This is a genomic window from uncultured Kocuria sp., assembly GCF_947500125.1.
In the GTDB taxonomy this organism is placed as follows: domain Bacteria; phylum Actinomycetota; class Actinomycetes; order Actinomycetales; family Micrococcaceae; genus Kocuria.
In genome coordinates, this window is the sequence record NZ_CANMRA010000003.1 from 150931 (window position 1) to 171906 (window position 20976).

Genomic DNA, 20976 nt, shown 5'->3' on the forward strand with positions numbered 1-20976 from the left:
GGTGCAGCCCTCCCGATGGGTGCGGCCGGGGCGCCGCCGCGCACCCGGAGGGACCCGGGCGGGAGCGCCCGCACAGCGGGCCGTCGACCATTCTACCCCGCGGGACCGACCGGGCGGCACCCCGGGCGCCTGTGACCCCGCCGACTCCCCCGTCCCCAGCGCTGCTCGGGGCCCGTGGGCGTGCCCGGGGCCCGGGCCCGGGCACGCGCGCTCAGGCCCGGCGCTCCAGCGCCGCCCGGACCGTCGCGGGGGACGGATTGGTGTGCGGGACGCCGTCGAGGACGACGGTCGGCACGGTGGCGTCGCCCCCGTTGACGGAGCGGACGTACGCGGCGGCGTCCGGGTCCGCCCAGATGTCGACCCAGCGCGCGCGCCGGGCGCGGGAGCCCAGGGACGCGCGCAGGCGCAGGCAGTACCCGCAGCCGGGGCGGTAGTAGACGGTCACGGCGTCCGGGTCGGCGCCCCGGCGCGGGAACACCAGCGGGGAGCACACGGCCACGCCCGCGGCACCGGCGAGCACGGCGATCCCCGCCTCGCCGAGCTCTCCGCGCCCGAGCCGGACGACCACGGCGGCGCCGGTCACGAGCAGGACCAGCGCCGCGAGCCACCAGCTGCGCACGGAGCGTCCGCTCACCAGGAGGGCAGCGCCGGCAGCGGGCCGTCGGCCTCGACGTTCTCGTCGTCGCCGCGGGCCAGCCACCCGAGCAGGCCCTCCCGGTCGGACTCGACGCGCAGCGCGCCGTCGCCGATCACCCACTCGTCGCGCTCCTCGGTCACCAGGGTCATGCCGGGGGCGCCCTTGGCGCGCATGGTGCGCACGGCCGCCTCGAGGGCGTTGAGCAGCGAGTCGGGATCGGCCTCCTCGATGGTCCAGGCGGTGTCCAGGTCGTGGTGGTGGACGACGACCTCGGCGATGCGCAGCGCCACGATGGAGGTCGCGGGGATCTGCTTGCCGTGCAGGTGCACCTCCTCGACCGCGAGCTCCCCGGCCAGCCGCTGGGACTGCTCGGCGAAGTAGGACGCGGACTCGCGCGCCTTCTCGACCAGCTCCTCCCGGGGCAGGGCCGCCAGCTCGGCGATCTCCTGGTTGCGGGCCTCCGCCGACGCGTAGGGGGCCTGCTCCTGACCGGTGACGGCCCAGTCGATGAGCTTGACGAGCGCGCGCCCGTTGGAGGCGAGGTGGGCGACGACGTCGGCGCGGCGCCACCCGTCGCACAGCGAGGGAGCGGCCAGCTCGTCGTCGGACAGGGACGCGGTGGTGGCCAGGAACATCTCGGTCTCGCGGCCGAGGCGGGAGAGGTCCGAGTGCAGGCGGGCGGGATTGATCATGGGCCCAGCCTATCGAGCGCCGGGTGAGCCGGACCACTTCCCGGCCCCCCGGACCCATACCGGGTTCGTCTCGGCTCAGAGCGTCGGCAGTCGCGCGAAGGCCCGCTCGGCGGCCCGGCGGCGGGCGGGCGAGAGCTCCTCGAACGGGTCGAGCACGAGCGCGGGCCCCCCGGCGCGGCGCGCGCGCCCCCAGGTCCCCACGATCCGCCCGCCCGCCACGACGGTGGGCTTGAAGACCCCGTTGCCGCCGGGGACGATCCGGGTCGCGCGGTCCGGGGCCAGCACGTGGGACCGGTCCCCGTAGCCCAGGACGAACTCGTCGAAGGGCGGCAGCAGGAAGACCCCGGCGGCCCGCCGGTCGCCCGGCCCGGGGCCCTCGAGCACCTCGGGGGCACACCACAGCTCGCGTCCGCCGCGGTCGTGCACGGCCACGACACCGTCCAGCCCCGTCAGGGCCTCGCGCACGGCGGACCGCGGCAGGGCCGCCCACCGGGCGGCGTCCGCCACGGAGGCCGGGCCGTGTCCGCGCAGGTACCGGCGCACCCAGCGCGCGACGACGGGCGGGACACCGCCGGCGCCCGGCCCGGGCCCGGCCGTCCCCTCCCCCGCCGCCGGGATCCAGTCCGCGACGGGGACCACGAGCTGGTCCCGGGCGTCCGCGGTCAGCGGGCCCAGGCACAGGGTCGCGTCCAGGTGCAGGGCGAGCATCAGGTGGTAGGCCCGGCCCGGCTCGCCCAGCAGCCCGGCCTCCTCCCACGCGGCGTGCAGGCGCTCGCGGGGCTGCGGGCCGCGGCGCAGCGCGGCGAGCGCGGCCTCCCGGGCCGCGTCGAGCCGCTCGTCGATGCCCAGGGCGAGGCGCCGGGCGGCCGTGGAGGCGACGGTGCGGGGGCCCAGGACCGCCAGCCACGCCCGCAGGTCCTCGGCGGGCACCAGGTGCAGGGTCCCGCGCATGGGCCACGTGCGCACGATCCGGCCGTCGTCGAAGGCCTGCCGCAGACCGCCGGGACCGCCGGCCCGCCGCAGGCCCACCGAGACCAGGGCGCCGGGCAGGTCCTGCGCCTGGACGGCCCCGAGGGCGCGCACGACGTGCTCCGGCGCCACGTCCTCCGGCCGCACGAGCCCGTGGGCCGTCAGCCGCGCGAGACCGATCTCGCGGTCGGTCAGGACAGTCGGGGCGGTCACTGCAGGGCCCGTCCCCGCTGCTCGGGCAGGGCGAACGTGGCGAGCGCGGCCACGAGGAAGGCCGCGCCGAAGACGGCGAAGACGGTGACGACGTCGTAGCGCTCCCCGCCGAGCGCGAGCAGCACCGGAACGGACAGCGGGGCCAGGATCGAGGCGATCCGGCCGAAGGCGGCCGCCGCACCGGTCCCCGTCCCGCGCAGCGCGGTGGGGTAGAGCTCCGGGCCGATCGCGTAGAGCGCGCCCCACGCGCCGAGGTTGAAGAAGGACAGGGCCATGCCGGAGCCGATGACCTGCCACGGGAGCACGATGCTGCCCATCGACACGATGCCGAACAGCACGGCGCTCATCGCGGAGCCCCCGAGGAACACGGCGAGCGTGATCCGGCGGCCCCAGACCTCGATGAGCCAGGCGGCCGCGGCGTAGCCGGGCAGCTGGGCGAGCGTGATGACCAGGACGTAGCCGAAGGAGGTCGTCAGCGTGAGGCCCTGCTGGAGCAGGAGCGTGGGCAGCCAGGTGAACGCCCCGTAGTAGGCGAAGTTGATGCAGAACCAGACGGTCCACAGCGCCGCCGTGCGCCGCCGCAGCACCGGGCCCCAGATCCCGGTCGCCTCGTCCACGGGGACCGGGCCGGACCGCTCGGCGGCCCGGGTCTGCTCCGCGGTCTCGGCGCGGGAGCGGCCCAGGGGCCGGGCGCGCTCGAACGCGCGCACCGCGGCCTCGGCCTCGTCCGCCCGGCCCCGGTGCTCCAGGAAGCGCACGGACTCCGGGAGGGCCCGGCGCACGACCACGGCGTAGAGGGCCGGGACGAGGCCCACGACCAGCGCCCAGCGCCAGCCGTCCGGGGAGGAGGGCACCACGAAGTAGCCCACGAGCGCGGCGAGGATCCAGCCGACGGCCCAGAAGGACTCGAGGATCACCACCACGCGGCCGCGGATCCGCCGGGGCGCGTACTCGGAGACGAGGGTGGAGGCGACGGGCAGCTCGGCGCCGAGGCCGAGGCCCACCACGAAGCGCAGGGCCACGAGCGCGGCGAGGGAGCCGACGAGCGCGGACGCACCGGTGGCCAGGCCGTAGACCAGCAGGGTCAGGGCGAAGACCTGGCGGCGGCCGAGCCGGTCGGCCAGGAGCCCGCCGAGGCTGGCGCCCACGGCCATGCCCACGAAGCCGATCGAGGCGAGCAGGGACAGCTCACCGGAGCCCAGACCCCACTCCTGGGCGAGCGCGGCCATCACGAAGGAGATGAGGCCCACGTCCATGGCGTCCAGGGCCCAGCCGACGCCGGAGCCGACGAGCAGCTTCCGGTGCTCCGTGGTGAACGGCAGCCGGTCCAGGCGCTGGGACCGCGTCAGCGCGGACGCGGTGCCGCCGGGCCGCTGGCTCTCGTGCATGCTCCGGTCCTTCCCTCGCTGCGCGGTGCTGCGACCACTGTAGGCGCTCGGCGGAGCGGGCGGGGCCGGGCCGTCCGGGGGGATGTCGTCCCGGCCCCGCCCGGGATCCGCTCCGCCCCTAGACTGGAGGGGTCCCACCCACCGGCCGGCGAGGGAGCCTCCTGTGACAACGGTCGCCGTGTACCTGGTCGTCGCCTTCACCGCCGGCGCCCTCGCCGTCGCGCTCCGGCTGCCGCCCCTGGTCGGCTTCCTGGGCGCGGGGTTCGTGCTCAACGGCCTGGGCGTGGAGCGGCTGGAGATCGTGGAGGAGCTCGCCGACATCGGCGTCACCCTGATGCTGTTCGGGATCGGGCTCAAGCTGGACGCCCGCTCCCTCCTCCGCCGGGAGGTGTGGGGCACCGCCGGGCTGCACATGGTGCTGAGCACGCTGCTGGGCGCCGGCTTCCTGGGACTGTTCATGCTGGCCGGCCTGGCCCTGCCCGAGGCGGACCTGCCCACGCTCGCCCTGGTGGGCTTCGCGCTGTCCTTCTCCAGCACCGTGCTGGTGTTCAAGGTCCTGGAGGAGCGCAGCGAGACGTCGTCGCTGTACGGCCGGGTGGCGATCGGCATCCTGATCATGCAGGACATCGCGGCGGTCGCGTTCATCACCGCCACGAGCGAGCACCCGCCGAGCCCGTGGGCTCTCGCCCTGGTGCTGCTGCTGCCGGCGGCGTGGCTGTTCCGCCGGATCTGGGACGGCATCGGGCACGGGGAGATGCAGGCCCTGTTCGGGATCCTCATGGCCCTCGTCCCCGGCTACATCGCCTTCTCCGCCGTGGGTCTGAAGGGGGACCTGGGGGCGTTGCTGGTCGGCATGCTCCTGGCCTCGCACGCCAACGCCGGGGAGCTGTCCCGGACCCTGTTCACCCTCAAGGACCTGCTGCTCGTGGCGTTCTTCGTCTCGATCGGGTTCAACGGCATGCCGGACACCATGACGGTGCTCCTCGGGCTGCTGCTGCTGGCGCTCGTGCCGGTGCAGGCGATGCTGTTCGTGCTGCTGCTGTGGCTGTTCGGGCTGCGCCGACGGACCTCCCTGCGCGGAGGGCTGGCGCTGGCCAACCACTCCGAGTTCGCCCTGATCGTGGGGGCCATCGGGGTGTCCGCCGGAATGCTCGCGGAGCGCTGGCTCGTGGTGCTCTCGGTCGCGGTCGCTGCGAGCTTCGTGGTCTCCGCGCTGGTCAACCGGCGCGGTTCGCCCCTGATCAGCACTCTGGCCCGGCGGCTCCCCGAGCACCCGGAGCACCGGCTGCACCCGGAGGACCGGCCCATCGACATCGGCCACGCCGGCGTCCTGGTGCTGGGCATGGGACGGGTGGGGCAGGCCGCCTACCGGGAGTTCACCGAGGAGTACGGGTTCTCCGTGGTGGGCATCGAGAACTCCACCGACCGCGCCGAGCGCCTGCGCGGGGAGGGTCTCGACGTGCAGAACGAGGATGCGACCGACCAGGAGTTCTGGGAGCGGGTGATCGCGACCGGCCACGTGCGGATCGCGGTGCTGGCGATGCCCTTCCACGGCTCCAACCTGGTGGCCCTGCGCCAGCTCACGGACTCCGGGTTCGCGGGGGCCGTGGCCGCCGTGGCGCAGTACGACGACGAGGTGCAGGAGCTGCGCGGGCACGGGGTCCGGACGGTCTTCAACCTCTACAGCGGCGCCGGCATCGCCCTGGCCGCGGAGACCGTCGAGGCCCTCGGCCCCCGGACCGACTGACCGCAGCCGCAGCGACGCCCGGTGCGTCTCAGCCCCGGCGGGCCAGCGCGCGGCGGAGCAGCTTGCGCAGCTCCTCGACCCACAGCACGAGGGACGCGGCGCCCACCGCGACGGCCCAGTGGGCGAGGTCCAGGGGTGCGGTGCCGAAGGCCACCTGGAGCAGGGGGACGTGCACCACGAGCACCTGCAGGGCCGCGGCGAGGCCCAGGGCGCCCCACAGCCAGGGGTTGACGAACAGCCGGTGGAAGGCGCTCGCGAGCTCGGAGCGGGAGTTCAGGGCGTTGAACAGCTGGGCGAGCACGAGCGTGGTGAACCCGGCGGTGCGGGCCACGTCGAGGGAGTCCTGGCCGGGGACCAGGCCGCCCGGGAGGAAGACGTCGACGGTGAACAGGGTCGAGGCCCCCATGACCAGCCCGAGCAGCACGATCCGCCCCCACATCGCGGCGTCGAGGATCCGCTCGTCGGGCCGGCGCGGCGGGCGGGCCATGACGTCGTCGATCTCGGGGTCCACGCCCATCGCGAGGGCCGGGCCGGAGTCGGTGACGAGGTTGATCCACAGGATCTGGGTGGCCAGCAGGGGCACGGCGATCGCGCTGTCCGCGGCGTCCGTCAGACCGAGGGCGCCGGCGAAGAGCACCCCGAAGAACACGGTGGCCACCTCCCCCATGTTCGAGGACAGGAGGTAGCGCAGGAACTTCTTGATGTTCTCGAAGATGACCCGGCCCTGCCGGATCGCCACCACGATGGTGGCGAAGTCGTCGTCGCCGAGGATCATCCGCCCGGCCTGCTTGGTGACCTCCGTGCCCGTGATGCCCATGGCCACGCCGATGTCCGCGGCCTTGAGGGCCGGGGCGTCGTTGACGCCGTCCCCGGTCATGGCCACCACGTGGCCCAGGGCCTGCAGGGCGTCCACGATCCGCAGCTTGTGGCCCGGGGCGACCCGCGCGAAGACGGAGACCTCCCTCACGGCGTCGAGGAACTCCTCCTCGGTGAACTCGTCCAGCTGCGCCCCGGTGAACGCGGGCGAGCCCGGCGGCACGATCCCGAGGTCCGCCGCGATCCGGGCGGCCGTCACCGGGTGGTCGCCCGTGATCATGATGGTGCGCACCCCGGCCCTCCGGGCCTGCGCGACGGCCACCGCGGCCTCCTCCCGCGGCGGGTCGAGGACGCCCACCACGCCGAGCCAGACGAGGTCCTGCTCCGCCGCCTCGCCCAGCCCCGCCGTCTCGTGGTCGTGGATCCGCCGGCCCGCGACGGCCAGGGTGCGGAACGCCTGCGCGGACAGCTCCTCGACGGCCGTGGTGGCGGCCCGCCGGTGCGCCGCGCCGAACGGCTCGACGGCGTCCCCGACGCGCACCCCGGTGCAGCGCTCCATGAGGACGTCCGGGGCGCCCTTGGTGAAGAGGTAGCGGTGCCCGGTGTCCGTCTCGAGCTCGAGGGTGGACATCATCCTGCGCTCGGAGGTGAACGGCACCTCCTGGGTCCGGGAGAAGTCGTCCGCCCGGTCGGCGGCCCCGTAGAGCTTGCGCACGGCGGTGAGGAACGCCGCCTCGGTGGGATCGCCCTGCACGGTCCACACGCCGGCGGCCTCGTTGAGCTGGGCGTTGTTGGCGCGCGCCCCGCCCACCAGCACGCCGCGCGCCTCCTGCAGGACCTGCGCGGCGGGTGCGCCCGCCGTCACGACCCTGGCCTCGCCCTCCGGGGAGTACCCGGTGCCGGAGAGTTCCACCGTCCCGGACGGGGTCACGAGCCGCCGGAGGGTCATCTCGTTGCGGGTGAGCGTGCCGGTCTTGTCGGAGCAGATCACCGAGGCCGCGCCGAGGGTCTCGACGGAGTGCAGGTCCTTGACCACGGCCTGGCGGCGGGCCATCGCCCGCACCCCGATGGCCAGCACCAGGGACAGGATCGCGGGCAGGCCCTCCGGGACGGCCGCGACGGCGAGGGAGACGCCCAGCAGCAGGACCGTGACGAGGTCCTGCACGCCGCGCACCCCGTTGACCAGCACGACCGTGGCCATGACCACCACGGCGACGCCGACCACGATGAGGCCCAGCGACCGGGAGACGGCCGTGATCTCGCGCTGCAGCGGTGAGGGGTCGGTCCTCGTGCGCTCCAGCATCTGGGCGATGGCGCCCACCTGGGTGTCCATGCCCGTGGCCACGACCACGGCGCGGCCCACCCCCGAGGCCACGGCCGTGCCCTTGTAGACCATGTTGCGCCGGTCCCCGAGCGGGGCCGGGGCGGGCAGGACGGCCGGGTCCTTGAGCTCGGCCTCCGACTCCCCGGTCAGGGACGCCTCCTGCACGCGCAGGGACGTGGCCGAGAGCAGCCGGGCGTCCGCGCCCACGGCGTCCCCCTCCGCCAGGGACAGGACGTCCCCGGGCACGAGCTGGGCCGAGGGAACCGTGGTCAGGCGCCCCTCGCGCACCACGGTGGAGTTCGCGGCCGTGAGCACGGCCAGCGCCGCGACCGCGTCCTCGGCGCGTCCCTCCTGGACGCGGCCCAGCACGGCGTTGGCGACCACGATCACGGCGATGACCACCGCGTCCACCGGCACCCCGCGGGCGCCCTCCGCGACCCAGGCGGCCGTGGAGACGGCGATCGCGGTCAGGAGCAGGTAGATCAGCGGGTCCTGGAACTGGGCGAGGATCTTGCGCCACCGCGGCACCCGCGGGGCGGAGCGGAGCTCGTTGACCCCGTACCGGGCCAGCCGGGCCCGGGCCTGCTCCGCGCCCAGCCCGAGCGCGGGCTCCACGTCCAGCTCGGCGACGAGCTCGCCCGCCTCGCGGAGGGACGGGTCCTGGTGCACGCTCTCGGTGGCCACGCCCCCATTGTCGTCCCGCCGGCCGCGATGCCGCCCCTGTGACGCCGCCACGACGCCGCCACGACGCCGCCCGGCGCGGTCCCCGGGCTAGGCTCGCGGCATGAGGGCCCGGATCGACCGCTATCTGCTCAACGTCGCGGGACCCCGCCGCACGCCCGCCCTCAACCGGCACCTCGCCTACCTGCTGGCCCTGGTCGCCGGGGTGCTCAACTCCGTGGGCTTCGTGGCCGTGGCCGTGTACACCTCCCACATGACGGGGCTCACCGCGATGGTGGCCGACCACCTCGTGCTGGGCGATCTGCGGCTCGTGGCGCTCGGCGTGCTGGCCGTGGTCGCGTTCACGTGCGGGGCCGCGTGCTGCGCGCTGATGTTCAACTGGGCACGTCGCCGCGGTCTGCACAGCCGCTACGCCAACGTCCTGCTGCTCGAGGGCCTGCTCATGCTCGCCTTCGGCCTGCTGGCCGAGAGCCTGACCTGGTCGCACCGGGACCTGCTGTTCGTCCCCGTCCTCGCCTTCACCATGGGCCTGCAGAACGCCGTGATCACCAAGATCTCGGGCGCCACGATCCGCACGACCCACGTGACGGGCATGGTCACGGACATCGGCATCGAGCTCGGCAAGTTCCTCTACCGCAACCGGCTCGAGGACGCGGACCCGGTGACCGGCGACGCCGGGAAGCTCAGGCTGCTGGCCGCGCTCGTGGGACTCTTCTTCGCCGGCGGGGTGCTCGGCGCCCTGGGCTACCTGGCCGTGGGCTTCCCCGTCCTCGTGCCCACCGCGCTCGCCCTGCTCGTGGCGGCGTGGCGCCCGCTCGCCGCGGACCTGGGCTTCCGCCGCTCCCCCTCCTCCTGAGCCCGGGCCCTGGGCCCGGACCCTGGACCCGGACCCTGGGCCCGGGCGCGAGAACGGTGCCTCAGGCGCCCCGCTGCACGGCCTTGCACAGCTGCACCAGCCGGCTGACCTCGCGGTGCGGGGCGCCGGTGGGTCGGAGCGCCTCGTCCCGGGCCGCCACCGCGCACCGGACGAGCGTCCACGCCCGGAGGCGCTCCTCGTCGGCGCCGGCCGCCAGGGCGAGGGCCTCCATCCGGTCCGCCAGGGCCGCGGCCAGGGCCCCGCCGTGACCGGCCTCCTCCGCTCGGTGCCACAGGGCGGGGACCAGGGCGAACTCCGGGGTGCCGACCACCGCGTCGGCCCCGGCGGCCAGCCACGGGGCTCGCGCCGACGCGCGGACGGCCCCGTGGTGCAGGTTCCGGTGCACGAGCGCCACGTCCAGCTCGTCGCGCCGCAGCCGCTCGAGGCTCGTGACGGCCTGCAGCCGGAAGCGGCGCGGGAACCGGGCGTCCAGGTCGGTGGCCTCCGCCAGCTCCGCCTGCCACCGCCGGGCCGTCTCCGACAGGCGCGGGAACGGGGGCCGTGGCGGCCGGGCGAGGACACGGGTCAGCTCGCCGAGCACCCGGCAGGCCTCGAGCACCGGCAGCTCGTGCAGGTCCCGGTCGGCGGTGCGCTCGAGCAGCAGCGCCCGGTCCGCCGGCTCCGCCCGGAGCAGCCGCACGGCCCCGTGCCCGGCCCACACGCGCAGGGCCAGGTGCTCGTGCTCGGCGCCGGGCCGCGGCGGGGAGAGCCGCAGCACGGCCGGCTCCCCGGCGGGGGTGCGCACCGGCAGGGCCAGGGCCCCGTCGTCGTCCCGCGCCCTCCCGTCGGGGACCAGCCCCCACGCGGCCGTGTACCGGTCGGCGAGCCCGGAGGGGACGGCCGGCGGGCGGCCGCCCGCTCCCGCGGTGCTCCCGGAGGACGTCGTCATCGGACCATTCTGGCGCACGACCGGGCGACCCCGTGCTGTTCGCTAGACTGCGAGCGCCCCACCCCGGTCAGGAACGGAGTCGACCCGCCCGTGAACGAACTGCTGTTCGCCTTCGGCCTGACGCTGTTCGCGGGCCTGGCCACGGGGGTGGGGGCCTTCCTGTCCCTGGTCACCAAGCGCACCGACGCAAAGTTCCTGGCGGTGAGTCTCGGCTTCTCCGCCGGGGTGATGATCTACGTGTCCATGATCGAGATCTTCGTCAAGGCCCAGGTCGCCCTCGTCGCGGAGCTCGGGGAGCGTTCCGGGGCGTGGGCCACGGCGGGAGGGTTCTTCGGGGGCATCGCCCTGATCGCGGTGATCGACCGGCTCGTGCCCGCCCGGGCCAACCCGCACGAGTACCCGCACGACGACGCCGGACGGCAGCGCCGGCTCATGCGGATGGGCACGATGACCGCGGTGGCGATCGCGATCCACAACTTGCCCGAGGGCTTCGCGACCTTCGTGGTGGCCATGCAGGAGCCGTCGGTGGCGATCCCGGTGGTCGTGGCCATCGCGCTGCACAACATCCCCGAGGGGATCTCGGTGGCGGTGCCGATCTACCACGCCACCGGCAACCGCCGGAGGGCCTTCCGCTGGGCGTTCCTCTCGGGCCTGGCGGAGCCGGTCGGCGGGGTGCTCGGGTACCTCGTCCTGAGACCGTTCCTCGACGACGTCGTCTTCGGCGTCGTGTTCGCGGGCGTGGCCGGGATCATGGTCTTCATCTCCCTGGACAAGCTGCTGCCCACCGCCCAGGAGTACGGCGAGCACCACCTGTCGGTCTACGGGCTGGTGGCCGGGATGGCGGTCATGGCCGTGAGCCTGCTCCTGTTCGTCTGACTCGCCCGAGACCCTCGAGACCCTCGAAGGCACCCGAGTCGCTCGAAAGCGCCCGGAAGCGCCCGCGGTGCCGGGGCCGGGTCACGGGAGCGGCCCGGCGGCCGGGAGGCCCGCCGCCCGGCCCGCCTCGGCGAACGCGGCGGCCAGGCTCGCCCGGGACGCGTGGGCGTTGAGCCCGCTCGGGCTCGGCAGCGCCCACAGCTGCGCCCCCGCCAGCTCCCGGTCCTGCCGCCCGAGCCGGGCTCCCGGGTCCGCGAAGGCGTGCCGGTAGGCGGTGACCCCGGCGACCGCGACGACGGCGGGGCGCAGCTCGGCGACGAGCTCCGCCAGCCGCTCCCGGCCGGCCACAAACTCGGCGGGGTCCAGCTCGTCGGCCCGCGCGGTGGCCCGGCGCACCAGGTTCGTGATGCCGAGGCCCCGGCCCAGCACGTGCTCCCGGTCCTCCGCGCTCATCCCGGTCGAGCAGTCGACGAGCCGGCCGGTGAGCCCGGCGTCGTACAGGGCCGGCCAGAACCGGTTGCCGGGCCGGGCGAAGTGCGCCTGGGTGGCGGCGGCCCACAGGCTCGGGTTGATGCCGCAGATCAGCAGGCGCAGATCAGGGCCGAGCAGGTCGGGCAGGGTCGTGTCCCGGGCGGCCTCGAGATCCGCCCGGGTCGGCCGGGCGCCGGACGCGTTCGGGGATGCCATGGCCACATGCTAGGCCGCGCACCGTCCGGCGGGCACCAGGGGTCCGCACCGGCGCCCCTCGGGGAGCGCCCCTCGGGGAGCGCCCCTCGGGGAGCGCCCCGCGGGCCGGCCCGGGGACGGGAGGCCCCGCGACGCCGGCCCGACGACCGCCCGGCTACCGTGGAGGCCATGCCCCGACCGACCGAGCTCACCGTGCCCACCGAGACCGGACCGGGACGCCTGCTGGTCTCCCCCGCCGAGACCCCCACGGCGCTGCTGTGGCTCGGGCACGGCGCCGGCGGGGGCGCCGGCGCCCCCGACCTCACCGCCCTCGCCGACGAGCTCCCCCGCCACGGCGTCACGGTCGTGCGCCACGAGCAGCCGTGGGTCCTCGCCGGCCGGAAGATCGCTCCGCGCCCGGCGGCCCTCGACGCCGGGTGGCTGGCCGCCGCGCCGGCCGTGACCGGGCTCGCCGCCGGAGCGCCCGTGGTCGTCGGCGGCCGCAGCGCGGGGGCGCGCGTGGCGTGCCGGACGGCCGCCGCGGTGGGCGCGTCCGCCGTCGTCTGCCTGGCCTTTCCCCTGCACCCGCCGGGCCGGCCGGAGCGCTCGCGGGCCGAGGAGCTGCTGCGCCCCTCGGTCCCCGTGCTCGTTCTGCAGGGGACGCGGGACGCCTTCGGCACGGCGGACGAGGTCGCGGCCGCCGCGGGCGGCGCGCCGGCGGTCGAGGTCGTCCCGGTGCAGGGCGCGGATCACGCCCTGAAGGTCGGCCGGTCCGGGCCCGTGGGCCAGGAGGAGACGCTCGCGCTGCTCCCCGCCACGGTGCGCCGCTTCCTCCGGCGGGAGCTGCCGACCCGCTGAGCACCGGCGGGACTTCAGCGGCACGCCGACCAGGACTACGGTGAGGAGCACAGCGTCACCGCGATCCGTCCACGATCCATCCGCGACCAGGGAGAGAACCGTCATGGCCCGCACCCCAGAATCACCGGACCCGCAGCGGCCCGCGCCCTCCCCCGGGAACGAGCCGGGGCGCCCCGCGCCGGACGCGTCCGCCGAGCAGCGCCCGGCGACCGGCCGGGAACCGGCCGTCCGGCAGCAGGCCGGCACCGACCCCGCGCTGGACGAGCACCAGAAGCAGGGCGTCTCGGGGGCCATGTGGACGGCCCTGATCCTCGGGCTGCTGATCCTGATCCTGCTGCTGATCTTCATCCTGCAGAACAACGTCGCGGCGCAGTTCAACTACCTGGGCTGGCAGTTCAGCCTCCCCCTCGGCGTCGCCATGCTGCTCGCGGCGGTCGCCGGCGCTCTCATCATGGGCCTCGTCGGCTCCGTCCGGCTCTTCAAGCTGGGCCACCGGGTGCGCAAGCTCGAGAAGGAGCGCGCCGACATCAAGCGCGCCCTGCGCTGAGGCCTCGGGCCGCCCGCGCGGTCCGGCCCGTCAGCGGCGGGCGTCGAGCTCCTGCACCAGGCGACGCGGCGCCGTGAGGCGGTAGGACGTCTCGACGAGCTCGGAGACCTCGGTCCAGTCGGTCCCCGCCGGGGACAGGTCCATCCCCACCCAGCCCGAGGGCCACAGGTACGCCGGCTCGAAGAACCGTGTCCCCGCCAGCAGCGCGGGACGCTCCTGCGGATCGGCCCTGACCAGCAGCGCCGTGTCGAAGGCGGTCGACGTGTCCCCCCGCAGCGTCCCGCCGTACACCGCGAAGCCCGTCCTCGTGCAGAACCACGGGCGGCCGTGGGAAATCCGCTCCTGCGCGCCGGGCAGCGCGAGGCAGATCGCCCGCACGCGGGCCAGCACCGGGTCGTCGCGGTCGAACCTGAGCGGGTGCACCATGACGTCCATCGTAGGCCGGTCCATTGCGCGGAGCGGATCAGGCAGTAGCCTGACAGCATCCCGAACGACAGGACGGTTCCCATGAGCTCCCCCGCACCTCCCGACGACCGCCCGGTTCCCGAGGACGGCGAGGCGATCGCCCCCGCGACCGTCGTCGACCTCACGAGCGGCCCCGCCCACATCACGCCCGTGCTCGTCGACGGCGAGGCCCGCTACGCCGTCGACCTGCCCGACCGGCCCCTGGACGACGACGACGTGGCGAGCCTCGCCGTCGCGCTGCAGGCGGCTCAGTCCGGCCCCGCCGTGCTCGTGGACCTCGAGGACTACCTCGAGGCGGAGGCCCCGCCGGAGGACGCCGCCGAGACCCCGAGTTAAGGGCCCGGTCCGGTCCGCCGGCACGACGCAGACCTCGGGCCGCGACGTCGAGAACGCCTCGACGTCGCGGCCCGAGGTCTTCTCCGTGCCCGGAGGAATGAACTGCGGCACTGCGTGCGGGTCGTACCCGGGCGGATCACTCCGCGTTCCCTAAAGTGATGAACGGATCCCCCGCCCCCACCGGAGAGACGGCCATGTCACTGAACCCCCCGCAGAACGTCCACCCGAAGTCCGCCTTCGGGCGCCTGGGACTGGTCGCCCTGTCCCTGGCCTTCGTCACCGGGTGCACCACCCCCGACAGCGGCGGGACCGACGAGCCCGACGCGCCTCCCAGCGCCTCGCCCTCCCCGACGACCGCGGCTCCCGGCACGGCGGAGGCGACGCAGCCGGCATCGACGACCCCGTCGACGACTCCCGGGTCCACCCCGCCGCCCATGCCCGGGGCGCTGCCGGACCAGGACTTCACCTACGACGAGGCCTACGCGGCCTGGCAGGACGGGATGCCCTACTACGACGCCTTCTGCATCCACTACGAGCCCACCACGCCGGCCGGGGAGTCGCAGTGCGAGGGCATCGAGAACGGCACCGTCGACAGCATCACCGGTGAGCCCCTCGGGCAGTAGTCAGGACGTGCCGGACTGCACCTCGAACCGCCTTTGCGGCTGATTGGCGCGCCCAGCCGCAGACCTCGCCCGAGCAGCCAGAGATCCTCCACCGAGACCGAGTGAAATGTGTCGCGTCGCCGGTGCGGGACAATCGTCGTGTGGACGATCTGCACGTACCCCCGGGCCCCGGCGCGCCCCGCGGCCTCCGGGTGCCGGCGGGAGAGCTGATCGAGCAGTTCTCCCACGCCTCCGGCCCGGGCGGACAGGGCGTCAACACCACCGACTCCCGGGTGCAGCTCTCTCTCGACCTGGCCACCACGACGGCCCTGAGCGACGTGCAGCGCGACCGCGCTCTTGATCAGCTCGCCGGCAGGCTCTCGGGCACGGTGCTGACCGTCAGCGCCGCCGAGCACCGCTCCCAGCGACGCAACCGCACGGCGGCGAGACAGCGGCTGGCCACGCTCCTGCGCGATGCCCTGGTGCCAGATCCCGTCCGGCGGCCGACCCGGCCCACGAGAGGTTCGCGCCGTCGTCGACTCGAAGGAAAACGCCGGCGGTCCGAGACCAAGCAGAACCGCAGGCGCCCCGGGGCCGAATGACCTGTCCGTGGGCCTGCAATTGGCGATCTACTCCGCCCACCCCACCCGCCGGAGGGCGGCCAGGTCGGAGTGGGTCGGGACCGGCATCAACGGCGGATGAGAACTGACCCGTTCTCGGCAGGCGGATTCAACGGTGTGCGCCGGAGGCCGATGTTCCACAAGGGCAAGTGATCACAGTACGGACACACGTGCGAGTCTCACTGGGACACATCAACATGGTTTCCCTAGTGTAAATAGGACCTGAAAGCCCCCGTCAAAAGGACAGACATGTCGCACAACCCTACCAACGGCCCAGGACCCGAGGGCCCCCGGTACAACCAACAGCCGGGGCCATACTCACCCCCCGAACACGGCCAGGAGCCGCCGAAGAAGAAGGGCAAGAAGAAGTGGGCCATCGGCTGCCTGGGCTTGTTCGTACTCGTCATCATCTTGTTCGCCGGGTGCAGCGCCCTGTTGAGCGGTGGAGCGGATGATTCCGTGCCCACACCTGCCGAAACGTCCTCAGCCCCGGGTCCCGAGGAGACTGAGGACGCGCCAGCTACCGAAGACGATCCGAGCATGAGCCAGCCCGAGACGACTGGAGCCGAGCCGGAGGCCGGCGATACTGAAGCACCGGATGCCGGGCAGAACGCTGATGAGTCCTCGATGACAGTCGCTCAGCAGAACGCGGTCCGCTCGGCCGAGAGCTACATCGACTTCTCTGGATTCTCTCGGACCGGGCTCATCGAGCAGCTGGAGTTCGAGGGCTACTCGAACGCGGACGCAACGATGGCGGTCGACAGCCTTGATATCGACTACAACGAGCAGGCCGCGAAGTCCGCCCAGAGCTATCTGGACGTGTCGGGCTTCTCTCGCTCGGGTCTCATTGAGCAGCTGATGTTCGAGGGCTACACCGCAGAGCAGGCGGCGTACGGTGCGGACCAGGTCGGACTCTGAACGCCCATGAGCGAAGCATAATTCTTGTTCCGGGCGAGAGAACCACGCGCGGCCCAGACCCGATTCAATACTTATGCGCACTATAAGCAACGGCCCCGGCTCCCATAACAGGGAACCGGGGCCGCTCTGTCTTCGACGTGTTCTATCGCATTTGTAAGAGATTCACTTCGACCTCATGGCCGTCCATTTCAGCCACGACGTGATCTGAATCCAACTCGGCTGCCCGCGAATAGTCAGTTGCGGGACGCTGCCCAGGGACTCATGGACGCCGCGAGCCGATCTCCTGCGGACCATCTGCGGACAGACAGCAAACAATCCCACTCCGGCTAGGCGATTCGTCCGTCACTACACGTTGAAGCGGAACTCCACCACGTCGCCGTCGCGCATGACGTAGTCCTTGCCCTCGATCCGGACCTTGCCGGCGGCCTTGGCGTCGGCCATGGACCCGGCGGCGTCGAGGTCCTCGAAGGAGACGATCTCGGCCTTGATGAACCCGCGCTCGAAGTCGGTGTGGATCACGCCGGCGGCCTGCGGGGCGGTGGCGCCCACGGGGATGGTCCAGGCGCGCGACTCCTTGGGCCCGGCGGTGAGATAGGTCTGCAGCCCGAGGGTGTGGAACCCGGTGCGGGCGAGCTTGTCGAGCCCGGCCTCGTCCTGCCCGGACATCTCCAGCATCTCCTTCGCCTCGTCCTCGTCGAGCTCCACGAGCTCGGACTCGAGCTTCGCGTCGAGGAACACGGCGTCGGCGGGCGCCACGAGCTCGCGCAGCTCCTGCTGCTTCGCCTCGTCGCCAAGCACGCCGTCGTCGGCGTTGAAGACGTAGATGAAGGGCTTGGCGGTGAGCAGGCTGAGGTCGCGCAGCTGGTCGACCTCGAGCTTCTCCTTCTCGGCCGCCCCGAAGATGGTGTCCCCGCGCTCGAGGATCGTCTGCGCCTGCTGCATGGCGGCGAGCTTGGCGGGATCGGCCTTCTTGATCTTGACCTGCTTCTCGAGGCGCGGGATCGCGTTCTCGAGGGTCTGCAGGTCGGCGAGGATCAGCTCGGTGTTGATGGTCTCCATGTCCGAGGCGGGGTTGATCTCGCCGTCGACGTGGATGACGTCCGGGTCGTCGAACGCGCGGACCACCTGGGCGATCGCGTGGGCCTCGCGGATGTTGGCGAGGAACTGGTTGCCCAGCCCCTCCCCCTCGGACGCGCCCTTGACGATGCCGGCGATGTCCACGAAGGACACGGTCGCGGGCAGGATCCGCTCCGAGCCGTGGATCTCCGCGAGCCGGTCCAGCCGCGGGTCCGGCAGGTTGACCACGCCGATGTTCGGCTCGATGGTCGCGAACGGGTAGTTCGCCGCCAGGACGGTGTTGCGGGTCAGCGCGTTGAACAGGGTGGACTTGCCGACGTTGGGCAGTCCGACGATTCCGATAGTAAGAGCCACGGGAGACCATCCTACCGGCCGGGCGGACCGGCGCACCTCGCCGGCGCCGGGACCCGTGACCGAGGTCATGGGCGTGTCGGCGCCTCCGGAGCTTCCGGAACGGCGCGCGGTGGAGCAGAGTCGGAGCATGAGTTCCTCTCCGGCATCCAGCACCGCGCCGCAGGCGAGCGCCGCCAACTCGCCCGCCGTCGACGTCAACGGGGTCCGGAAGGGCTTCGGGCACGGCGAGCGCCGCGTCCGGGCCGTGGACGGCGTGAGCGTGCGCATCGAGCGCGGCGAGGTCGTCGCGCTCCTCGGCCCCAACGGCGCCGGGAAGACCACCCTCCTCGACATGGTCCTGGGCTTCACCGAGCCCGACGACGGCACCGTGCGCACCCTGGGCGCCGCCCCGCGCGAGAGCGTGCGGGCCGGGCGGATCGGCGCGGTCCTGCAGACCGGGGGGCTGCTCGACGACCTGTCCGTGCGCGAGACGGTCGCGATGGTCGCGACCCTGCACCGGGACCCGCTGCCCGTGGACGAGGCCCTGGGCCGGGCCGGGGCCTCCGGGTTCGCACGGCGGAAAGTCTCCAAGTGCTCGGGCGGCGAGCAGCAGCGGCTGCGCTTCGCACTGGCCCTGCTGCCCGAGCCGGACCTGCTGGTCCTCGACGAGCCGACCGCGGGCATGGACGTCAGCGCCCGGCGGGAGTTCTGGGCCGCGATGCACGCCGAGGCGGAGCGCGGCCGGACGGTCGTGTTCGCGACCCACTACCTCGACGAGGCCGAGGAGTTCGCCGCCCGCACGGTGGTGCTCAAGGGCGGGCGGGTGGTCGCGGACGCCTCCACCGCCGAGGTCCAGGCCCTGGCCGGCCACCGGGTGGTCAGCTTCCGCTGGGAGGGGCCCGGGCCCGTCGTCGTGCCGGGGGCGACCCCGCTGGAGCCCGCCGGCGGCCGCACACGGCTCACGGGTCCCGACACGGACGCCATCGCCCGCCACCTGCTGACGACCACGGGCGCGAGCGAGCTCGAGATCACCCACGCCGGACTCGAGGAGGCCTTCCTGGGCCTCACCGCCGACTGACCGGCCCCGTCCCGACTCCCCGCCCCTACGCACCCGTCCCCACTCCCCCGTCCCCGGAGGACCAGCACCATGAGCCTCGCCTACGCCGCCCACGACCTGCGCCGCACCGTGCGCATGGTCGAGAACACCTTCTTCGTCGTGGTCCTGCCGGCCGTGCTGTACGTGATGTTCACGGCGCTGGGGGACTTCTCCGACCTGCCGGTGGGCCACGGCAACGCCGGCGGGTACAACATGATCTCCATGGCGGTCTACGGGGCGGTCACCGCGACCACCTCGATCGCCGGCTCCGCCGCCGTGGAGCAGGCCCGCGGCTGGGGCCGCCAGATCGGGCTGACCCCGGCGCCGCGGCACGGGTACGTGCTGGCCAAGGTGGCCGTGGCCCTCGCCATGGCCGTGCTGCCCGTCCTCGTGGTCTACGCCGTGGGCGCCCTGACCGGCGCCGAGCTGGGCGGCTGGCGCTGGCCCGCCACCGCGGTGATCGTCGTGGCCGGCTCCTCGATGTTCGCCCTCTACGGCCTGGCCGCCGGGCTGCTGTTCCGCTCCGAGTCGGCGGTGGGGGCGGCCTCCGGGATGCTCGTGGTACTCAGCTTCTTCGGCAACCTCTTCGTCCCGCTCACGGGCGTGATGCTCGACATCGCGCGGTTCACCCCGCTCTACGGTTTGGCCGGGCTGGCCCGGTACCCGCTCGTGGAGGGGGACGTCGTGGCGACCAGCGGACCGCCCGTGGAGTCCGACCCCCTGTGGGCGCTGCTGCTCAACACCGGGATCTGGACGGTGGTCTTCGCGGCCGTGGCGCTGCTGGCCATGCGCCGCACCACGGTCCGGCGCTGACCGGGCGACGCTCCGAGGAGCGAGGCGGTGGGCGCCGCTGCCGTGCGGTGTCCGGCGGGCGTGCCACACTGCTGGGCATGACCGTCAGCCTCGTCGTCGTCCTCGTCCTGCTCGCCCTGCTCCTGGGCGCCCTCCTGGGCGTCGCTGTCGCCCGGACCCGCTCCGCCCGGGACGCGCGGGCGGCGGAGGAGGAGCGCGCCGGGCTCCAGGCCGAGCTCGCCGCCGTCCAGGACCGGCTCGTGGACCTGGCCTCCGAGCGGGCTGCCGCCGTCGAGGCGCGCGCCCAGCTCGAGGAGCGGCTGCGGGACTCCGACGCCCGCTCCGTGCAGGACAACAACGTGCTGCGAGCCCTGGCCCCGGTGGCCCACCAGCTGCGCTCGGTCGAGGAGCACGTGAGCGCGCTCGAACGGGACCGGGCCGAGCAGTACGGGGGCATCACCCAGGCCCTGGCCCACACCCGTGAGGTGGGCGACCACCTGCGCACCGCCACCACGTCCCTTTCCTCCGCGCTGCGCTCGGGCTCCGCACGCGGCACGTGGGGGGAGGTGCAGCTGCGCCGGGTGGTCGAGGCCGCCGGGATGACGGCGCACGTCGACTTCCGGGAGCAGGTCGCCTCCAACGGCACCACCGCGGACGGCGAGCGCAGCGCCATCCGCCCCGACATGGTCGTGCACCTCCCGGGGGGCCGCGACATCGTCCTCGACGCCAAGGCGCCCATGACCGCATACCTGCGCGCCCAGGACGCCGAGGACGACGCCGGGCGCCGGGCGCAGCTGACCGGCCACGCGAAGGCCGTGCGCGGGCACGTGGACGCACTGGCGTCGAAGAAGTACTGGGAGGCACGGGACGCCTCCCCCGAGCTGGTGCTGTGCTTCCTGCCCGCCGAGTCGGCGCTGTCTGCGGCCCTGGACGCGGACCCGACCCTGCTGGACCACGCCGCGAGCCGCAACGTGGCGCTCGTGTCGCCGGTCTCGCTGCTCGCCTCGCTCAAGGCCGTGGCGTTCACGTGGCGGCAGAACGGGCTCACGGAGAACGCCAAGGAGCTCTTCGACCTCTCCCGCCAGCTCTACGAGCGGCTGGGCACGGTCGGCAAGCACCTCGACGACATGGGCCGGTCCCTGCAGAAGTCGGTCGAGACCTACAACCGGCTCACGGGGTCCGTGGAGACCCGGGTGTTCCCCACGGCCCGGCGGATCAACGACCTCGACCCCACCCTCGCGGAGGACGAGCGGCTCACCACCCGTCCGCTCGTGGTGGCGCCGCGCCCGCTGACCGCCCCGGAGTTCACCGCGGCGGCGCAGCCGCCGGAGGCAGTGGAGCCGCCGGAGGCAGTGGAGCGACCGGAGACGTCGCAGCTTCCGGAGGCCGCGGAGCACCCGGGCCGCTCCGGGGCGGGCGGCGCCGTTCCGGGGCAGCTCGACGAGCGCGCGGCGGGCTGAGCGAGCGGGTCCGCCGCGGCTCAGCGGGCGGGGCGGGCCCTGCAGCTCAGCGGACGGG

Annotated in this window: 21 protein-coding genes; 12 read left to right on the forward strand and 9 right to left on the reverse strand. The window is 74.0% G+C overall.

What is annotated here, in order from left to right:
• Positions 1 to 211 precede the first annotated feature (211 nt).
• The 4 genes from Q0817_RS03200 to Q0817_RS03215 all read right to left on the reverse strand — a co-directional run bounded on the left by Q0817_RS03200 (position 212) and on the right by Q0817_RS03215 (position 3899).
• On the reverse strand, positions 212 to 634 hold the full coding sequence (locus tag Q0817_RS03200) for a glutaredoxin domain-containing protein (protein ID WP_298584069.1): 423 nt from the start codon (positions 632 to 634) through the stop codon (positions 212 to 214).
• Positions 631 to 1329, reverse strand: a complete 699-nt coding sequence (locus Q0817_RS03205) for a maleylpyruvate isomerase family mycothiol-dependent enzyme (protein ID WP_298584076.1) — start codon at positions 1327 to 1329, stop codon at positions 631 to 633. Before Q0817_RS03205 ends, Q0817_RS03200 begins: the two co-directional genes overlap by 4 nt.
• Before the next feature lie 75 nt (positions 1330 to 1404).
• Positions 1405 to 2511 carry a winged helix DNA-binding domain-containing protein gene (locus Q0817_RS03210; RefSeq protein WP_298584087.1) on the reverse strand — a complete coding sequence of 369 codons (1107 nt, stop codon included), beginning with the start codon at positions 2509 to 2511 and terminating at the stop codon, positions 1405 to 1407.
• Entirely contained in the window at positions 2508 to 3899 is a 1392-nt protein-coding gene (locus tag Q0817_RS03215; RefSeq protein ID WP_298584116.1) for an MFS transporter, read from the reverse strand. The genes Q0817_RS03210 and Q0817_RS03215 overlap by 4 nt, the downstream gene beginning before the upstream one ends.
• Before the next feature lie 163 nt (positions 3900 to 4062).
• Here Q0817_RS03215 and Q0817_RS03220 point away from each other — a divergent pair, with 163 nt between their 5' ends.
• Complete coding sequence (locus tag Q0817_RS03220; RefSeq protein ID WP_298584155.1) at positions 4063 to 5646, forward strand: cation:proton antiporter; 1584 nt, start codon at positions 4063 to 4065, stop codon at positions 5644 to 5646.
• 28 nt (positions 5647 to 5674) lie between these two features.
• Here Q0817_RS03220 and Q0817_RS03225 read toward each other — a convergent pair whose 3' ends face one another.
• The gene (locus Q0817_RS03225; protein ID WP_298584186.1) at positions 5675 to 8470 is read right to left on the reverse strand and encodes a cation-translocating P-type ATPase; all 2796 of its coding nucleotides are present in this window, start codon (positions 8468 to 8470) and stop codon (positions 5675 to 5677) included.
• Positions 8471 to 8570: 100 nt separating this feature from the next.
• Between Q0817_RS03225 and Q0817_RS03230 the strand changes: the two genes are divergently transcribed.
• Positions 8571 to 9323, forward strand: a complete 753-nt coding sequence (locus tag Q0817_RS03230; protein WP_298584195.1) for a YoaK family protein — start codon at positions 8571 to 8573, stop codon at positions 9321 to 9323.
• 61 nt (positions 9324 to 9384) lie between these two features.
• On the opposite strand, the gene Q0817_RS03235 is transcribed toward Q0817_RS03230, so the two are convergent.
• Positions 9385 to 10272 (reverse strand): aminoglycoside phosphotransferase family protein, encoded by an 888-nt coding sequence (locus tag Q0817_RS03235; protein WP_298584204.1) that lies wholly within the window; start codon positions 10270 to 10272, stop codon positions 9385 to 9387.
• A 90-nt stretch (positions 10273 to 10362) separates the two neighbouring features.
• Between Q0817_RS03235 and zupT the strand changes: the two genes are divergently transcribed.
• On the forward strand, positions 10363 to 11148 hold the full coding sequence (gene zupT / locus Q0817_RS03240; RefSeq protein WP_298584214.1) for a zinc transporter ZupT: 786 nt from the start codon (positions 10363 to 10365) through the stop codon (positions 11146 to 11148).
• An 81-nt stretch (positions 11149 to 11229) separates the two neighbouring features.
• Here the strand turns inward: zupT and Q0817_RS03245 are convergent, their stop codons facing one another.
• Positions 11230 to 11835 (reverse strand): mismatch-specific DNA-glycosylase, encoded by a 606-nt coding sequence (locus Q0817_RS03245; RefSeq protein WP_298584232.1) that lies wholly within the window; start codon positions 11833 to 11835, stop codon positions 11230 to 11232.
• Between the two features lie 168 nt (positions 11836 to 12003).
• Here Q0817_RS03245 and Q0817_RS03250 point away from each other — a divergent pair, with 168 nt between their 5' ends.
• Both Q0817_RS03250 and Q0817_RS03255 read left to right on the forward strand, forming a co-directional pair.
• Complete coding sequence (locus tag Q0817_RS03250; protein ID WP_298584240.1) at positions 12004 to 12672, forward strand: alpha/beta family hydrolase; 669 nt, start codon at positions 12004 to 12006, stop codon at positions 12670 to 12672.
• A gap of 103 nt (positions 12673 to 12775) precedes the next feature.
• Positions 12776 to 13219, forward strand: coding sequence for a lipopolysaccharide assembly LapA domain-containing protein (locus Q0817_RS03255; RefSeq protein WP_298584248.1), 444 nt, complete (start codon positions 12776 to 12778; stop codon positions 13217 to 13219).
• 30 nt (positions 13220 to 13249) lie between these two features.
• Here the strand turns inward: Q0817_RS03255 and Q0817_RS03260 are convergent, their stop codons facing one another.
• Positions 13250 to 13645: an MmcQ/YjbR family DNA-binding protein gene (locus Q0817_RS03260; RefSeq protein ID WP_298584257.1), complete on the reverse strand. Its 396-nt coding sequence runs from the start codon at positions 13643 to 13645 to the stop codon at positions 13250 to 13252.
• An 81-nt stretch (positions 13646 to 13726) separates the two neighbouring features.
• Between Q0817_RS03260 and Q0817_RS03265 the strand changes: the two genes are divergently transcribed.
• The 4 genes from Q0817_RS03265 (at position 13727) to Q0817_RS03280 (ending at position 16160) form a co-directional block, all read left to right on the forward strand.
• Complete coding sequence (locus tag Q0817_RS03265; protein ID WP_298584265.1) at positions 13727 to 14020, forward strand: hypothetical protein; 294 nt, start codon at positions 13727 to 13729, stop codon at positions 14018 to 14020.
• Positions 14021 to 14214: 194 nt separating this feature from the next.
• A complete protein-coding gene (locus Q0817_RS03270) occupies positions 14215 to 14643 on the forward strand; it encodes a hypothetical protein (RefSeq protein ID WP_298584275.1) in 429 nt (142 codons plus the stop codon).
• A 140-nt stretch (positions 14644 to 14783) separates the two neighbouring features.
• Positions 14784 to 15224: an alternative ribosome rescue aminoacyl-tRNA hydrolase ArfB gene (gene arfB, locus Q0817_RS03275; RefSeq protein WP_298584283.1), complete on the forward strand. Its 441-nt coding sequence runs from the start codon at positions 14784 to 14786 to the stop codon at positions 15222 to 15224.
• Positions 15225 to 15491: 267 nt separating this feature from the next.
• Positions 15492 to 16160 (forward strand): Ltp family lipoprotein, encoded by a 669-nt coding sequence (locus Q0817_RS03280; RefSeq protein ID WP_298584289.1) that lies wholly within the window; start codon positions 15492 to 15494, stop codon positions 16158 to 16160.
• 345 nt (positions 16161 to 16505) lie between these two features.
• Here the strand turns inward: Q0817_RS03280 and ychF are convergent, their stop codons facing one another.
• A complete protein-coding gene (gene ychF / locus Q0817_RS03285) occupies positions 16506 to 17591 on the reverse strand; it encodes a redox-regulated ATPase YchF (protein ID WP_298584309.1) in 1086 nt (361 codons plus the stop codon).
• Positions 17592 to 17718: 127 nt separating this feature from the next.
• Between ychF and Q0817_RS03290 the strand changes: the two genes are divergently transcribed.
• The 3 genes from Q0817_RS03290 to Q0817_RS03300 all read left to right on the forward strand — a co-directional run bounded on the left by Q0817_RS03290 (position 17719) and on the right by Q0817_RS03300 (position 20918).
• Positions 17719 to 18648 carry an ABC transporter ATP-binding protein gene (locus Q0817_RS03290; RefSeq protein ID WP_298584317.1) on the forward strand — a complete coding sequence of 310 codons (930 nt, stop codon included), beginning with the start codon at positions 17719 to 17721 and terminating at the stop codon, positions 18646 to 18648.
• Positions 18649 to 18717: 69 nt separating this feature from the next.
• Complete coding sequence (locus Q0817_RS03295) at positions 18718 to 19479, forward strand: ABC transporter permease (protein ID WP_298584322.1); 762 nt, start codon at positions 18718 to 18720, stop codon at positions 19477 to 19479.
• Between the two features lie 77 nt (positions 19480 to 19556).
• Positions 19557 to 20918 carry a DNA recombination protein RmuC gene (locus tag Q0817_RS03300; RefSeq protein ID WP_298584330.1) on the forward strand — a complete coding sequence of 454 codons (1362 nt, stop codon included), beginning with the start codon at positions 19557 to 19559 and terminating at the stop codon, positions 20916 to 20918.
• Positions 20919 to 20976 lie beyond the last annotated feature (58 nt).

What these genes read in the sequence shown, in the direction of transcription:
- Q0817_RS03205 (WP_298584076.1), bottom strand. Translation starts at nt 1,329, where the DNA reads ATGATCAATCCCGCCCGCCTGCACTCGGACCTCTCCCGCCTCGGCCGC.
- Q0817_RS03215 (WP_298584116.1), bottom strand. Translation starts at nt 3,899, where the DNA reads ATGCACGAGAGCCAGCGGCCCGGCGGCACCGCGTCCGCGCTGACGCGG.
- Q0817_RS03230 (WP_298584195.1), top strand. Translation starts at nt 8,571, where the DNA reads ATGAGGGCCCGGATCGACCGCTATCTGCTCAACGTCGCGGGACCCCGC.
- Q0817_RS03235 (WP_298584204.1), bottom strand. Translation starts at nt 10,272, where the DNA reads ATGACGACGTCCTCCGGGAGCACCGCGGGAGCGGGCGGCCGCCCGCCG.
- Q0817_RS03245 (WP_298584232.1), bottom strand. Translation starts at nt 11,835, where the DNA reads ATGGCATCCCCGAACGCGTCCGGCGCCCGGCCGACCCGGGCGGATCTC.
- Q0817_RS03250 (WP_298584240.1), top strand. Translation starts at nt 12,004, where the DNA reads ATGCCCCGACCGACCGAGCTCACCGTGCCCACCGAGACCGGACCGGGA.
- Q0817_RS03255 (WP_298584248.1), top strand. Translation starts at nt 12,776, where the DNA reads ATGGCCCGCACCCCAGAATCACCGGACCCGCAGCGGCCCGCGCCCTCC.
- Q0817_RS03260 (WP_298584257.1), bottom strand. Translation starts at nt 13,645, where the DNA reads ATGGTGCACCCGCTCAGGTTCGACCGCGACGACCCGGTGCTGGCCCGC.
- Q0817_RS03265 (WP_298584265.1), top strand. Translation starts at nt 13,727, where the DNA reads ATGAGCTCCCCCGCACCTCCCGACGACCGCCCGGTTCCCGAGGACGGC.
- Q0817_RS03270 (WP_298584275.1), top strand. Translation starts at nt 14,215, where the DNA reads ATGTCACTGAACCCCCCGCAGAACGTCCACCCGAAGTCCGCCTTCGGG.
- Q0817_RS03280 (WP_298584289.1), top strand. Translation starts at nt 15,492, where the DNA reads ATGTCGCACAACCCTACCAACGGCCCAGGACCCGAGGGCCCCCGGTAC.
- Q0817_RS03290 (WP_298584317.1), top strand. Translation starts at nt 17,719, where the DNA reads ATGAGTTCCTCTCCGGCATCCAGCACCGCGCCGCAGGCGAGCGCCGCC.
- Q0817_RS03295 (WP_298584322.1), top strand. Translation starts at nt 18,718, where the DNA reads ATGAGCCTCGCCTACGCCGCCCACGACCTGCGCCGCACCGTGCGCATG.
- Q0817_RS03300 (WP_298584330.1), top strand. Translation starts at nt 19,557, where the DNA reads ATGACCGTCAGCCTCGTCGTCGTCCTCGTCCTGCTCGCCCTGCTCCTG.